Annotated in this window: 3 protein-coding genes; all 3 read right to left on the bottom strand. The window is 39.4% G+C overall.

Annotation, left to right across the window (positions count from 1 at the left end; genetic code table 11):
• The 3 genes from GGQ60_RS01090 to GGQ60_RS01080 all read right to left on the bottom strand — a co-directional run bounded on the left by GGQ60_RS01090 (position 1) and on the right by GGQ60_RS01080 (position 16,684).
• Positions 1-9,144 (bottom strand): RHS repeat-associated core domain-containing protein, encoded by a 9,144-nt coding sequence (locus tag GGQ60_RS01090; RefSeq protein WP_183759550.1) that lies wholly within the window; start codon positions 9,142-9,144, stop codon positions 1-3.
• Positions 9,145-9,311: 167 nt separating this feature from the next.
• Positions 9,312-10,103, bottom strand: coding sequence for a hypothetical protein (locus tag GGQ60_RS01085; RefSeq protein WP_183759549.1), 792 nt, complete (start codon positions 10,101-10,103; stop codon positions 9,312-9,314).
• Between the two features lie 2 nt (positions 10,104-10,105).
• Positions 10,106-16,684, bottom strand: coding sequence for a hypothetical protein (locus tag GGQ60_RS01080; protein ID WP_183759548.1), 6,579 nt, complete (start codon positions 16,682-16,684; stop codon positions 10,106-10,108).

Genomic DNA, 16,684 nt, shown 5'->3' with positions numbered 1-16,684 from the left:
TTATTTTTTTTTAGGCAAAGGGTTTACTAAGTTAATCGCCTTTCCAGTAGCCCCAAGTGATATATTCTTATTAAGTTTCTGTGGTTCCCCCCCACCCTCAGGATATAATATAAAACCTTTATTATAATTACTTCCTTCTTTAGAACTATCAAGAATCCTAGGTTTAATAAGTTCTTCAATTTGAACATCTATTCCGTCATGATTAAGTCCGGATAATCGAACAAGATCCGCAGTCAGGTAAATATTAATTCTATTTTCAGATAGTGCCTGTAATGCCTTCCCCAATCCAGGATCTTTATCTAGATTGCAAGACGAAAATATTACATTCCCTCCTCTACCTATTTGATCAAAAATAGCCTTTAAAGTGGTTATTTCTTTATTAAGCTGCTCATCCAAAGGCTTATGCTCTATGAATTTCATGATATCTAAACCACTAATAAAAAGTGACTCATCAAACGATTTTTTAGGTTCCGTCCAAAAACCCGTAGATATAACTTTGTCAGTACCAGATTGTACAACTGTTGTGCCATGCAGAACCATAACCACATTCATCAATTTAGTAGTTGTTTGTTTTCCGCTTCTTAATGATTCAATATAAGCTAAACCTTCATCAAGATTAGTTCTTTTTCCAAGCCAATTTCTGTTCATAGTTTGACCTGCATTATGCTTTTGTTTAGCGATATAACTGTCTTTTAGTGTTTTTTCATTTACAAAACCTATCATTACTGATTGTCCATAGTTTGGATCACTGGGCTTAGGCTCTCCTCCATCTAAATCAATAAAACGTATTGGGTTATTACCTGCATACTGATAAGTTGAAAACCATGGAAAATTTTCTGATAACGGATCCACACTCAGGAACTTTCCAATCCTCGGGTCATAGATCCGCATCCCGTAATCCTGCTGGTTCCCTGCGCCTTTTACCTCATTATCATTCTCTTTACCGTTAAAGCCGTAACGATACCCTTCGACTCCGCTCAGGGTGACAGTACGGCCTGGCATCTGCCCGCCAAAGGCGTAATAATCATTACTGTTAATTACATCAGGCTCGTAGGTATTACCGGTTTGTAAACGATTATCGCTTACTACCGCCATAACGTTACCCAGGTGGTTGCTTAACTCAAAGAACTTAAGGCCATAGTTGTTCCAAATGCTGCTGCCATTGGCTGTTGCTAAATTAAGGTTTGGTTTCCACATTCCCAAGCGGCTACTGCCATACAGTTGTTGCTCGCGCCAGTTGCTGGTATTGCCTGCATTATCATACACGGCCAAACTGTTGCCCTGGGCATCGCGTACATAATAGGTAGTAATGTTATTGTAAAGCTTGCTTACCCGGTTGCCCGACGGATCGTAAGTATAATTAATGCCCCCGCTATTTTTGCTGATGCTTTTAATTTTACCATAAATACTCCAATCGATATTGCTGATGCCTTCGGCAGCGTCGGTTTTTAAGTTTCCTATTTCATCGTAGGTGTAGCTATTGTTGCCTATATCGTTTCCATTGGTTACCCCTGCCGCATCGTTTATGGCCGCGAGGCGGTTATTTAGCAGTTTACCCGAAGCATCGCGGTTATAGGCATAGCCTAAATTATCCATCGTATTACCATTCTGGTTATTGCGCTGCAGGTTTAAAATGTTTCCATTAGCATCGTAGCTAAAACTTTCTTTAAACTTATTGTTTGCACTGGCAAAATTCCAGTTACCGGTACCGATATCGTGCTGGTTTACATTTTTAATGCGATTCAGCTGATCGTAACCATAACTGTAACCCACTGTTGCCCCATTGTTTATTTTGGCGATGCTGTAGGTACTGTTACTGATGTTTCCGTTAAACAAGGGTTTACCGGTAAGGTCGCCATTTGCCCCAACATAGGTACTGGCGAAAGCACCATTACCGCCAATTGGGCTGTAATCGCCATTGTAATAGCCCAGGCTATAAGCCAGTGCATCTTTGGCAATGGTTGCGTTCTGGCCGTTTCCGGCATCGGCACCCATTTCGGTGTTTGGATCCAATTGGGTTCCATTTACGCCTTTTAGCCAGCCCTGTAGGGTATAGGCATAATCAAGCCCCTGTACTTTTTCAGTGCTACGCCCAAGTTCCATCCTGGCCAAAGGCCCGTGCAGGTAATATTGGTAACTGGCATCCATGCGTCGGCTAGGATCGGTTAGCGTACTGCCAAAGCCGTAATTGACCACATTGGCCTGGGTACTGCTCCATGCCGAGGTTAAACGGTTATCGGCATCATATTTATATTGGTAATAAAAGGCATCGTTCTGGCCATGCTGGTAGGCCAGAAAATTAACCTTACCACTAATTAAATCATATTCGTAATTTAAAGTTTTTAGTCCAAGTCCGTTAACCTGTTGATATAGTGTTTTTACATTGCCACTTACATCGTAATTATAATAAGTTGCATTAATGGCCGATGTTCCTGGTGTTTCGCGGTACACACTGGCCGATACACGCTTACGCTGGTTCTCCAGCCCCAGATTGGTTAATGCGCCGGTACCACTAATTACGCCATCATAATAAGTTTGGGTAATCTGCGTATTACTTCCTGAGCTTAAAAAGTTACGGTAAAACGTATTGTTTACATAAGCCGGTTCGGTTAAACCGCTGCTGGAAGTATTTTTCTGTCCAACTTCTTTTATCCTGCCCAGTGCATCGTAGTCAGTATAGCTAAAGTTATTACCCGAGGCCTGTTTTGCGTTTTGGGAAATCACCAAACGGCTGAGGTAGTCGTACCAGAACCTGCTGATGCCGGCATCAGGGGTATACTGTTTTACCACCTGGTTGGTTGCATTGTAAGCATAAGTAGTGGTTAACCGGTGTAAAGGATAAGTACCATTAAACTGGGTTTCCAAGGTACTGTTTTCGGCAATGGTGGTAGGTTCGCCAGCTGCCGGTATATTAAAACGATACCAGGCCAGGGCATTTCCATCGGCAACGGCAAAGCAAGGGCTTGCGGCATTGGCCGTAATTTCGCCGGCTGCCATCAAACGCCCGTTATAAATACGCAGGTGTTTTAAATTGGTAAAGTTACGTGGCATATTAATCGGGTTGCTGCTAATGGTCCAGCCACAACCTGCTGCCGGTGCACCTGCCACGGGGCTATATGCTTTTCCATTTACCCAGATCTGTGAAATACCCTGAGAAAGATCCGTTCCCTGAATCACCACATGTGTCCATGGCGATAATGGTAGAATATCACTTACATTGGCGGTAATGTGGTTACTCAGGGTAATGCTTACATTATCTGAAGCAGTCTGGTTCAACGTAAAAATATCAACATTAACCAGGTTGCCGTTTACGCAAGCCTGCAACATGTATTTCATATCGGGGGTAGCGGCAATAAACTGTTTGCCCCCATCGGCACTAGTATACAGCCACATTTCTACTGCGCTGTTGCCATGTCCCTGTAGGGTATTACTCAGGCTCTGCAAAGCCGCATTCTGATCAGCTTCGGTTACCGGGCCGTTGTAACTACAATCTTCAGGATGTGCTTTTCTGCCACGCTGCACCAGTTCAATCTCGTTATCGTTTAAAAGCGTTACTCCTTCTGGCGGCACGGTACGAATGAGGTTACCAGCCAGATCATAATAGTATAATGTATAATGATAAATCTGCTGTGAAGCCTTAAGCGTTACATTGGCTTTTGCAGCCGCGCAGGTACTTACATAGGCATTAACAAATTTTCTTTTCTCTTCATTAATATAACTGTTGTACTGCTCGCTTCCGATTCCATAAGCCTGATCGATCAATGTTTTTACACAGGCCATCGGATCTATAGGTGCGGCAACATAAGGTGGTTCGTTACATAACAGATCGCGGTTACTGGCACTGTAGTTAACGTAATCTTGGTACGACAGGAAAAAACCGAATCTCTGGTTTAAATAGTTGCTAAAAATGGTTTCGTAATTGGCTGATGCCGGATTTAAAGTATTGCCAAAGGCCACATTTAAATCAGATACCGCCGAATTATAAGTATTTCTGTTTACGCAGCCAGTGGCTCCAGCATTTAAGAAAACAGGGAGTTTGATATCATAATCCAATAAATGTTTACAGTTGGTACAGCCTTTAATCAAGGTATTTAATTCGGCCTCAGTTAAAGTCATGGCTGCCCCATATTGCGCCACCAGCGTATTGTAAAAACCTGGTGTACCATAACCCGGCAGGTTTATTAATTTAGTACAAATCGCATCAGTGGTAGCGGAGATGGAAACCTCGGTGGGTTGCTGTATCACCTCATGCGGATAAGGCGAATCGATTAACCATGGGTTAAGCAAATTGGTAAAAGTAGTAAACCCTAGAGGTTCTAAAGTGTATTTGATTACATCTCCAAAGTTTTTAGCCTCCTTTCCGTTGATATTGATGCCTGTGCCCGGTAAGCTACTGGCGCCAAAAGGATGATCGAGGTCTCCTCCCAAAGTACATAAAGTGATTAAGTTATTTCTAAGTTCATCTATTTTTGAGGTGAAGTTGCCGGCTTCCAATCCTTTTTGAAGGCGCTGGATCCAGCCATCGGCACTACCGGTACAAGATGTATTCACCTGGCTGGCTAAAGCTGCATATTGTTCTGCCTTATATTGTGCTTCGGTTAAACCTGTTTTGGGCGCTATAATATCTGGATCAAACCTGCTCTTTTTTTCGGCATAAATGGCAGGGCAATTAGCCGAAGGTGGCGTAGAGGTGCAAAAACTTGCACCCGAAATTGTATTCTGGTTCAAATATACTTTTTGGAAAGGCTCGCAATTAATTTCTTGTATATAATAAGTCGCATCGTAATAATAAGTTGCTGAGCTTTGTCCATTAGGAATATTGATAGTAACCGACTCGTTTGCACTCGTAAAAAAATGGTCAACCCTAAAGTTTACATTTACCTGCACATCCATATGGAAGGTAACAGGATTACCATTTTGATCGACCAGTTCGACCGTCGTTTTTCTGGGATTGTGAAAGTAATACCCATAACAATCTATATACTTTGAAATAATACCATCGTAATTGACGTTATCGCTTATTCTTGCACAGACCGTAACCGTGTTTGAAACGCGCATGGCGCTCTCATCTTGCGTGGCAGTACTTCTCATTGCCATAGATGCTGTAGAAACCGGCTCAGGCTGATACCTGGCTATCCAAACATTTCGGTAAATCCGATAACTCCCTTTCTCATTCTGAACAGCGAAATAAGGTTTAAATTCATATTCACCAAATTGGCCCGGTGTGTCTGATACCTGAGTAACGTTATTGCTCCTTTTTGCTTGTGATGCAGCACTTTCATTAGGCTCTGTTGTGCTAACGCGATAAATGCTATTGCTACCAAAATCGGCCATCACTTTCTGTTCATCAGTATTATTGGCCATTAGCTGCATGGTAGTTTCGCAGGGTGGTTGCTCTACGTTGCTGGTGTTTGCTTCAACTGCTTTCAAGAGTGCTGTTTGAGGTAAATCGCAGGGATTACCACCGCCACCTCCACCACCAATATAGTTACTGCAGATATTTACCCATACATTATTAAATGTATAACTTGTGTTGTTGTAGAAAACTGTATAGCAAGGATAAAAATCAGGGATACTATTATACAAATTCCCATTACAACCAACGGCAGGTTGATTAGTTTCATCATAGCCTTCATAAATGGTGTATTGATATTGATAAGGATAGTTAACCGTATAATAAGATCCATAACCATAACTACCTTCAGCGGTTAAAGAGCCTTCAGCACTACAACCAGCAGGTATAGGTTCTGTGCAGGTAATTTCCCAGACATTGGTATATCTTGTTGTTGCACCTGAAGGGGTATTCACCTCCAGGCAGTTATAAAACTGCCTGGTTCCCAGGCTACTGCAAACAATAGCTGGTGGTGCACTAAGGGTACCCGTAATATAGGTATAAGTAACCTGTTGGTTATTGAGGTAATCAAATGTTCTGAAACTATTTGGAGACAGCTGTTGTGTGGTACCCGAGAATGCCCTAGTTGAGCAATCGCCATTGCTGGTGTAATCGTACTCAGCACTTATGGGTTTACCTATGGTACAAGAAGTAGCAGGATTACATGTTTCTATATTTCTGAGTATTTCTATATATTTTTCTTTTAGCTCCAGATAATAATCACGGTAAAGCTGCCATTCGCGGTTTTCTACCCTACAGGCATCGTTGGGACTACAGGTACTCCAGTTCTGTAGTGTGGTATTAACACCTAAATTTGTAGTACCAGTCGTATCAGCACAATAAAGCACGAAATCGATAAAACCATTGATATTTTTTACAGCAACATCATTGCGACCTGTTTTTACCACACTAAAATTGGTCAGATCGAACTCCATATTACTCTTGTAAGTACTATGCGCAGGATTGGTAAAAAAGGGATCGGTATTGAGCAACCAATTTATTGGATTATTGCGGTGATAACCAATTGCTGCTGCTGTTTCTATTTCCATTAAACTGTTATCCCATGCTTTTTCTCCGGAGTGGTTGATACAAAACTGCAGTTTACAATATTCGGGATGGAAACGGAGAAATTGTTCTGCCCATTCGGGTTTCCAGTACTTTACCAAATCAGCTAGGCCAAACGAGCCATCGTATGGAGAAATAATGGTACCATCTTCTTTGGTTATGGCAGTCTTAGTGTATAGCGTGTCAGCAGGATTAAGATTATCAAATGCGCCGTGTTTAAAATAAAGTTGCAGGACGTTGGTAGCCGTTTCTAAAAAGTTACCAGCATCATCAACCATGGCATATTGCCCACCAGGTGAGACATCCAGCAACATGGGGTTACGGTATACATCGCAAGGGGCAGCCGTATTTACACAACCCGCTTCGAGTATGCCTACCTTAATCAACAAGCTATCGTAAGTAATCGAAATACGGTCGGTATAAGGCGCAGAAGGCTCACCAAGCTGATCAAGCTTAGCCATAAACATGGCAGTAAAATCGGCTTTACTCCCCAGTTTTGCCCTTGCTGTTTTACAATCTGCAAAGCAATCCTGAAAACGGCTTTCGGCCAGGTACTTCAACACAAAATCAGACTGTTTTTTAAGATAAAGCGCGTCCTGCCCTTTTCTCACATACTCATCAGTAAAGTGATTAATTACTTTTTCGCTCAGGTTAAAATTAAAGGTAATGTAGTATTCGCCAATTTGGTTAAATGCGGTTTCAATAGTACCGTTATATACCCCTCCATCATCACAATTTGAGGCATCAGCGCCAATTTTAACAGGAGTAGCCGTATTATAAACAACAACATTACAATTATCGCGTATGGTAATGCCCAGTTCGTAATAACAATTGCTACATGGCTTAAAAGTGGTACCCGGATATTGGGCAATCAATTTTTCTATATCATACTTTAAAGTGACAGGGCCAGGTACAGATGCGGTATAAGTGGTAGTTGCATTTAAGCTTAAACGGCTGGCATCAAAATTAAACTGCTCTGGTTTTAATATTTTCATACTAAGCTCTTGTGCAGCAGGTTTGTTATCCAAAGCGGAAACATTATCAGGTGTATTACCGGTTAATGCAGTAGCAATAGTTTTACCACTGGCATTCAGATAGCTAATACTGATTTGCCCATTTGGATCAATCACCATATTTTTTAGGTAATGTTCCGCAAAGCCTACATCGTTACCAAATAGCCTGTCCAATTCCCATTGTTCAGGTTTACCATAATAATATCTGGTGGTATGCTTTTCGCTGTTGCCAGGCTGAAAGGTATAACCCACACCACCCTGTAATTTTATCCGCCCGGTATTATCTGGCGTATACTGCGTTACTGATAAAGGGTAACCACCGGCATCCGGAATATATTGGTTAAAGGATGTTAGGTTTTTAAACTGATTTTGCGTTGAATAATAGCGTGATGCTCCCGATGATATATTTAAAGCCGTAGGCAAAGGTTCACAGTTGGCCGCATTTAAATCGGCATAACTATAGGGTATATTGTTTGCATTCCTATTAAAAGATGGGAAATAATGTAAGGATTGATTAGTAGTGCTTTCCCTAACCGGTGCTGGTAAAATACTCGCTGCGGCGCGGCCAAACTCATCATAAACATTCTCCTGTACAACAGCCACATCATCACTATTATTAAGGGTTACGGTTTGACGCCCTCTTAGCGAACCGTCAAAATAACTGACTACTTCTTTCTTTTTACCCTCTTCGGCATAAGTGGCAGAATATTGCCAGTTTAAATTTTCCTGGTGCCAGCTTGGCTTCCAAATTGCGTAGTTATTATTGTCATCCTGTTTGTAAAACCAATCGCCAGTATTTCTAAGTCCATCAGTAGTATATTGTACCTGCCTCATTCTTACTAGGATATATTTGGTACTATACAATAACGAAATGGCATAGTTATTTTCGTGTGTGGTTATTCTAGTGGCATTGTTTCTAAATATTGCAGCAATATCATCATTCGAATACGCACCGCTATTAGATTTTAATGAATCTGCAATAACCTCCCATTCCGATCCGGCGTCGATACTTACCCACTCTATATCATATTCTTCTGCACCAGGTATTAAAGACCAGCTCAGTTTTAGTTGATTATCCTGAACAGTTCCAACGCTTAACCTTTGCAACCCTTTACTTTTGGCCTGCCCCCCCTGCTCGCCATTAATACCCAAAAACAAATAAGGTTTAAAAGCATATTTACGATCGATATTGATCATACTGCTTAACTGCAATACCGGAGGCAGCTGCGTTCCAAACTCGGGGCTGTTAATGGATACCACATATACTTTTACATAATAGCCGTTCTGAAAACTATATGTATCTATCCCTTTATAAACAGCTCCGGCATTTTTATTGTAGTTTACCTTCAGCTCTACATCATCAATTTTGGTTGCCTCTATCTGTGCTGGTGAACTAAAATATTCGATCCTTATTTTTAAGGTACAACTAAAAGACTGGCTAATGGCCTGCTCATCCAGAACCTGTAGATTAATAGCATTTTTAACTGAAATATTGGTGATATCGGCCCAGTTAAACGATGTATTTTTAAATTTCTCGTCTTTTACCAGTAATGAATCGCCTACCTTAATAGCACCTTTCAAGAAATTTTGATAAGGCTCTACCGCTGCAAATGCATATTGCTGCAGCAATACCAATAGCGAAACCACAGAAATAAAACGGAGCGTTTTTAACATAACTATAAATATTTTAATAATATCTTATTGCAATTAGGCATGCATACCTAATTATTTTCATCTCAATAATTTGAAAAACCGGTACGGTGTTAGCCAGGCCATGCGCGTAGCTATTTTAACCCCTTACCTACCATTAATTAAATAAGGTTAATGGTGTTAAACTACAATTAATGGCCTATCTCAATTACTTCGTAACCGCTATAGCCATTAACAGCTTTAAATCCTCTAGCTGTTTTTGCAACTATTCTTTCTACAGACAATAATGCAGCTTCATTCAGATCGTTCTTTTCCGAATATTTCATAAAAATGGTTTTATCCATTTTCGAATTTAAAGGATCATCCAGGTTGCTTAACCTGATAAAAACCTCAATTGGTTTAAATGTTACGCTATTAAAAGTAATGCTATACTCTTTACAGGTTACATGATGAGGATTGATTATTGATATTTTACGGAATCCTTCTGGGGCTGGCATTTCTACAACACGATATTTTTCTTCCTTTAAGCTTGCTACTAGTTTTTCCATTTGGGGTAACATCAATTGCGGGTTTATGCTTTTGTGTGACGAAAGCAAGATCTTTTTCTGCTGTCCATCTGCCTGCACACAATAAGACCTTGTATTTAGCATTTCTACCAAATTCATCTTATAATAGAAACTACTGTCTTTCTTGATAAAACAATAAGCGGCATTATCGACATTTGCCGAACTATCGTTCCCGTCATGAACAGTTAAAGTACCTGATATGGCAAGTTGATCAGCATTAAAATCGATGGCTTTACCTGCCTGGGTAAATAGTTTTAGTTTTGCGGTATCAATGTTAATGGTTTCAACACTATCTTGTACGGCCATTGGTTTTATTACAGGCTTATTTGCAACTATTTTAGCACTGGCAAAGGCAACGAACCATATCGCAACAAAGCCAACTGATGAAAAGAATATTTTTTTATGTAATGCTTTCATATTTATAAGTTCTTTTTTCTGTACGATGAGCGGTTTTCTTTAATGGTAGCAATGCCCCTTTCTGTTTCTTTTTTCACCCTAATCAATGATCCTTCATCATCATATTCGTAAAAGGTTGCAAAAGCATTTTCATCCAGTTCGGCCATCAATTTAAAATTGCGGCTATCGTAAGCATATGATTTTAAATGAGCATCTTTCGGATGGATCCTAATATCGTCTATATAAATTCCATTATAATTGGCTTTCAGTACCAAATCCATTTTTGAATATCCGTTTACCTTTGTATCTATTCTGCCTTCCAACAATTTCCATCCTTCTACAACAGCCTTGAAGTTTAATGTTACCGGATAACTGTAATTATAATATGGCACCTGGTAATAAGCGCTTATATTGACACTTTTATTGGTCGGCTGGTTATCCTTTACCCACACATTAAACACATATTCATTGCCCTGAACGGGTTCGAAACCGCGTGGCAATAAACCATAATTATTTAGCAGGTTAAATTCGCCATTGTTATTCCTGGTGAGGTACGGCATTGTTTTTTGCTCTTTATTGTGCTTTATTGTGGAAAGTACTATACCGTCTGTTGTTAACGCCAGACTGTAATTACCAGAGTGAGAATACGAATTGGAAATAGACCAATATAACGGTTGGTTATAGGGTTTTGAAACAAATTCCTTAACCACATTGGTATCAGGCACAAGAACATGGCGTCCCCGGTCTTCAAAACTATTTACATAAATTTCCCGGTTCCTGGTATTAGAAGCAACAGCTGCAGGAAGTTCTCCCTTAAAATCGAAACTTGCTGCACTATATCTATTTAAAGCATCTTTATTTTCTAACTCCTGCCCGTATTTATCATATTGAGTAATGGTATTGGATGTGATCCATTTGCTTGTTGAAGGGTTTTCGATTACACTATTCCAAAATCCACCAAAATTCCAATACGAGCTAAAAGTTTTAATATAACCACTATTGGCTGTATTCATTCCTTTCTTACCCAAAGTAAAAATATTGTCGTAAGCCCTGTTCTCCTGATATACTTTTTGTGCATTTGGCCGCCAGTTGCCTTTTATTCCCTGAACGAAAGGATTATAAAAAGTACTATAAGTAAAATGCCATGTTTTAAGCCCATTAACCGTTCTGAAACTCTGTATATCATTGTTATATGCGAGAGAAGATGTTGAAAATATTGTTGCAGGAACATTAACGCTTGAAGCAGCTAGAACATTTTGTATGTCATCCCGGTAAATTTCCACCCCTATACTTCCCGGATTATTCGTCCAATTGTTATATGCATTAGGAATATTATATCCTTCAACTTCAATTTTATGTGTCCCCGCAGCAAGATAAACAGGAACAATCGTCCAATATTCATAAGTTTCTGGAAAATTTACAGTTGGTTGCAATACATTATTATCAATTGTAATTTTAATTCTATCGTCACCTGCAAATCCAATGAAATAATATTTACTAACCGGAGCGTCAAATGTCGAAGTAAAGCCTAAAGGTTCGGCTAAGCTTGCAGGAATATTCGTATCTGGCCATATCCCAATATTTATTAATCTGGAGTTTAAATAATCATTGCTGAAATGATAATAATCTGGATTTCCACACGGAGCATTAAAAGAGTCACCTTCGGCATCGCATGGATTATAAAAACGGGACCCGGAACGACCATGCTCAGAATTATATCCCGCTATCCTGAAATTGAAAACAGAAGAGGTATTCTCGATACGGTCAGTTACCTGTCCTAGTGCATCCACTGGCCATTCATCATCATAAGTGGTAAGCGATGCAGATAATACCTTCATCTGGCTTAAATCGCCATTAATATTTAGCTTATTATTTTTTATAGGATTATTTAATGATACAATGCTTTCTGTTCCTGCTGACAGCAGGTTTCTATAACCAGAGCGTACTACTTTAAAAGTTCTGGCATTACCAGTTCCTGTTATAGACTTTAATAATTTTCCTCTTCTATCAATCAATAATTTGGTTGGTTCTAATAATTGGAGATCCAAATATTCAGGATGGCTGGGAGAACTATTGACAATTAAGGATCGATTATCAACTGCCCAGTAATGCTCTCCGGATGCAATATTCACCAATTCATCTCCCTGCGTAAGTAAACTCCAATAAGCATCATTAATTTCGTAGAGGTTATTTAAAGAAACATTTTTAAGTATCATCCCCTGATTCTGGTAGGCTCCTCCCATTTTACGGTAGGCCCAATAAGCGGGTAAATTAAGCGAGTAATAATCTTTATTAAATTCATTCTGCGTTTTAGTTAGTAGCGCTTCTCCTGTTACACCATCATAGGCTACATTTTCTACCGAAATAGAAGAACCATTTTCCTTTTTAACCACATTTTTAATTAATCCATTGGTTTGCACAACCTTTACCGCACATGCTGACCTGAATAGCTTATATTCATTATTATTGTTAATTGGAAAATGGGGAATGGGTATTGGTGCAAGAAAAAAAGGTATCACATCAACGCCTAAGTTTACAGCCTGGCCCGAATTGTTTGTTTCCTGCTCCCTAAAATCAGTATAGAATTCTATATCCCTGCCAATTATGCCTTTTTTAACATTTCCACTGGGTTCAACTATACTCACATTGTTATTTAATCTTTTCTCTACCGCATCTGGATCATCAACCTGGTAATTATACTCCGTTGAAGAAACATCAGCAGAAGAACTGTTAAATACCCTTATTGTTTTGGGCTTTCCATGCATATCGTTTAGTTCGATACTATAGCCCTGCGACAATACCATTTCTTCTACGCTACTGGTTTGAATAAGGGAATAGCTATTTTGTGGTTTGGGATTATATTTAGCTAATGGTAAAATGTTAACTCTTACAGGAAAATCTTTGGCAGTATAAAATTCGTTTACAACATAACCGGTTTTAGGGATCTGATTTGACGGTAAACTACCACCTGCTTCTAGATCTTTAATGGTTACTTTACTGTATCCAACACTGGGAGATGGATATAGCGATTCGCCAAAAGGGGCTTCCAGTTCAAAGTAATTATTAATCGTTCCCTTTATTTTCTGAACATAAGGTACAGGCTGTTTCAAAGCATTTTCATCATTACCAATAGATGGTTCGTAAGTTGCTACCCCACTGCTTATTGTTTTTCCATTAACCGACGTGGTTGTGTATTCATAACTTTGCCCATAAACACCTTTTGGGGCATTGGTTCCTGTTAACACATCCCACTCATCTTTTATGGTAACCTGTTTAACCCTGGCGCCCCCTCCTAATTTAGCCTTTGCAGCCAAACTGATACGCGCAAAACTTTTACCTGATTCAACCGTGCTACAATAACCTTTTCGTTCGGCTTTTTGATAAAAATTTTCGCGGAGTTCTTTGAGGTTTCCTGCAGCGTTCATTACTGCGCTTACAGCTGCAGCAACGCCCGTATTCTGATTATCACCTACCCTATTCTGATAGCCTGGATAGGCAAACTTTGGATATTCGTTTTTCATCTTTTGCCAAGCAGCAAAACGAATGGGGTTAGTCATCGGGCCACCTTCAGCTATTTGCTCTAAACTTAGTTTTGCTATGCCCGAATTCACATTAACCGAGGTTACTTTACAATATGCTGATACAAAATCAATTCCATTATTACTGGAAGGCGCATTTGTAGTACTTACATTAATCTGCGATTTTGTATAGATATAATCAGAACCATTTAGATAGGTATTTTTGAACCACTGGGTTTGATCCTGGCCAAGCGGTGGATCAGAATCTACACTAAGCTGTATAATAGCATTAGGATTGGCTAAGGTTGTACCATCAGAAAAACTGTAGGGAACCATCACTGCTGCGTGCTTATTTTGCACATAGGCATAATCGTCTGCTTCGTACACTACCCCGATATTTCCACCAGAAGGCAATTCAATATTACTGAGGTGCCATAAACCCGCAGCCTGGTCTGCATAAGCTTTATCCTGTGTGGCATAAGGATATTCCTCATTTGTTAAATTTCCGGGGTTGGTTTGATTTTTATAATTACCCCAGCGGTCGGTCATCATCGTTCCATAAGGGATATCCGTACCATTAATTTTTGAATTGTAGGTAAATATATAAGGATGATATTGGCCTTTATGCGTATTTCCATATTCAAACCAAACCTTTTTTAAGGTTAATTTACCTCCACCACTTGCTATGGAGTTTGGTGTACCCGGGCATAAATCATATCCGTACTCAAATTTTACGACCTTAATCGGTTTGCTCAAATTCTCTTTAGAATACAAACGGATCTCTTTTAAACATTTCTGTCTTGTTCCTACATCTAAACTACCTCTCCAATCTGTTACACCTAAACCATCAAGTCTGTCTTCAGTAATAAAATAGGCAACTTTCGTTTTCGATTCTATAGAGTGTACATAGTAAATTTCTTTTTCACCATAAACGATAGAGCCCTTATCATCATCAGGATCGGCGAGTAAGGCCCTATTTAAACTTCCTTCCGACACATGCGTATCTCCGTTTTTTTTATTGCCAAAAGGCGTGCGCCACTTGTATGAATCAATTTTGCTATAGTTAAACTTAATCCCGGTTCCATTATCGTCAAGACTAATTCCATCACCAGTTTTATCTACATAATCGGGAGACAAAATTCCGCTGATCAGATAGCTATAAGCGTATGCAGGTTGAACATCCTTGTGATAGTAATTGTCTACTCCCTGATTATGATTAATTTCATTGCCATTTAAAGGTACATCAACTTTTCCCGTACCATTATTTCCAGCATTGTTTACTGCAAATGAAATTTCTTCCTGGCGTTTATTATATACAGGAACCCCATAAACCATTCGTTGACCGGAGGCGTTGGTTACCGTTATTTCAGAGATATGATGTGGCTTATGAATACCATCGGTCCTGCCAGTATTTGTACGTATAGACTCCGAATACCGAGGATCAAAATTTTGCCCATCAATAAAACTATATGTTTCTATGTATTTATTAAGACCGCCATTAGAGGCTTCTGCCCCTGTCAAATAAGAAATTGAGGTACGCTGTACCTGGCGTTTATCTTTTTCTATTTTTTCGTTTGCTGGTAATGATACATTACTATTAAAATTACTTACTGTGTTAAAACTTGATGATGCCGTTTTACTTGAAGTTGAAATTGAAAGTGGGGTTGATCCGTGAATTTTTGAGACCATGGCACTATCTTCAATATTTTTGTCTTCTGCATCCTTAAAGAAAACATGTTGCCTGGCAGGGTCAGTAGTAGGCTCATCCTGAAAATCACCATTTTTAAGGTAATTATTGTCATTTGTCCATTTTCTGGTCACATTCGAGGTTGATTGATTAAAAGCAGTTATACCACCATGTGCATAAGCACCAATTCCAATATCACCACCTATACTTGTTACCCTAGAATTATCAGCAACCTCGTTGTCAAAGTAAATACCTGTACCACCTCTATAAAGCCTAAACTGACCTGAACCTGCTTGGCTATTATAAGCGAACACATCTGGCGTAGCAATTGGCAAAGCCAGATTTGGTAATTCAGGAATTACCGGATTATCTTTTTCCCTGATAAAATCGTGCAGCGCCTTTTTTTGATTTTTTCCTCGCTCGGCATATAAATACCCATATTCCAGATTTCTGAAATTGCCCCCGTTAGAAATATACCTTACATTCTTATAACCTGTTCCACCTGCACTAGCATAAACTCCAAAAACAGTTCCGCCAACATCTACACTAAAAGAACCATACTCTGAAGTATAAGGTACCTGGACTTTAGGCATTATAGGCTCTGTATTATAAGAAATAGATGAGGAAGTATTATAAGTTATAAAACTCTTACCAAAACTTAATGTTTTCAACCCAGAGCGACTATTATAGCCTAAAGACGAGGTATAACCTGCATTAACAATAAATTTTTCTTCTTTACCTGCATGAATAGATAAAGAAGCATTGGGTGTTATATCTACCCCAGAAGCTGTACTCGATAAAATACCAATCCCGAGTCCGGCTGTGAGTTGACGGTCGTTAACTAGTGAAAAAGACATTCCGGCATTTGCACCAATTTCGGCCCCTATGCCTGTATAATTATCACTAAAAACGCCAAAAGTTAATGAACCGTTCAACCCACCTCCTCCTTTTCTAAAAGCTGTATTCTTACCAAAAAATTCAACTTTTGCTGTTAATTTCCCTCCAACAGTTATTTTGGGCTTCGTATATTGTTCCGTTACCAATGTATCTCCACTAAAATCATCAGGAATACCTCTTAACTGCCGGTTTATACTACCAACATTTAAATTCCAACCCAAACCAACCCAACTGGCCTCATCATCAATACCCACACCCGATTGGTAATTTAAATTAATGGGATAGCCATCTACATCCATTAAAGGAATGTTGTATTTAAAATCTCCGCTAAATAAATCTACCATATCTGAAACACCGACGGGTTGAAAAGACTGCGCTTCTGGCTGAGCCGGACCTGACGTTAGTGCGTAAACACTTAAGGGTTGAAAAATTTGTATCAACCACAGTACCAGCAAAAATTTAGCAATAAATTTGGTCTTATTAATTAAAGTATATCCCAT

Source organism: Pedobacter zeae, assembly GCF_014196715.1.
Taxonomy (GTDB): Bacteria; Bacteroidota; Bacteroidia; order Sphingobacteriales; family Sphingobacteriaceae; genus Pedobacter; species Pedobacter zeae.
The sequence above is the reverse complement of the archived record's forward strand: the minus strand, read 5'-3'. Positions and strand labels throughout refer to the sequence as shown.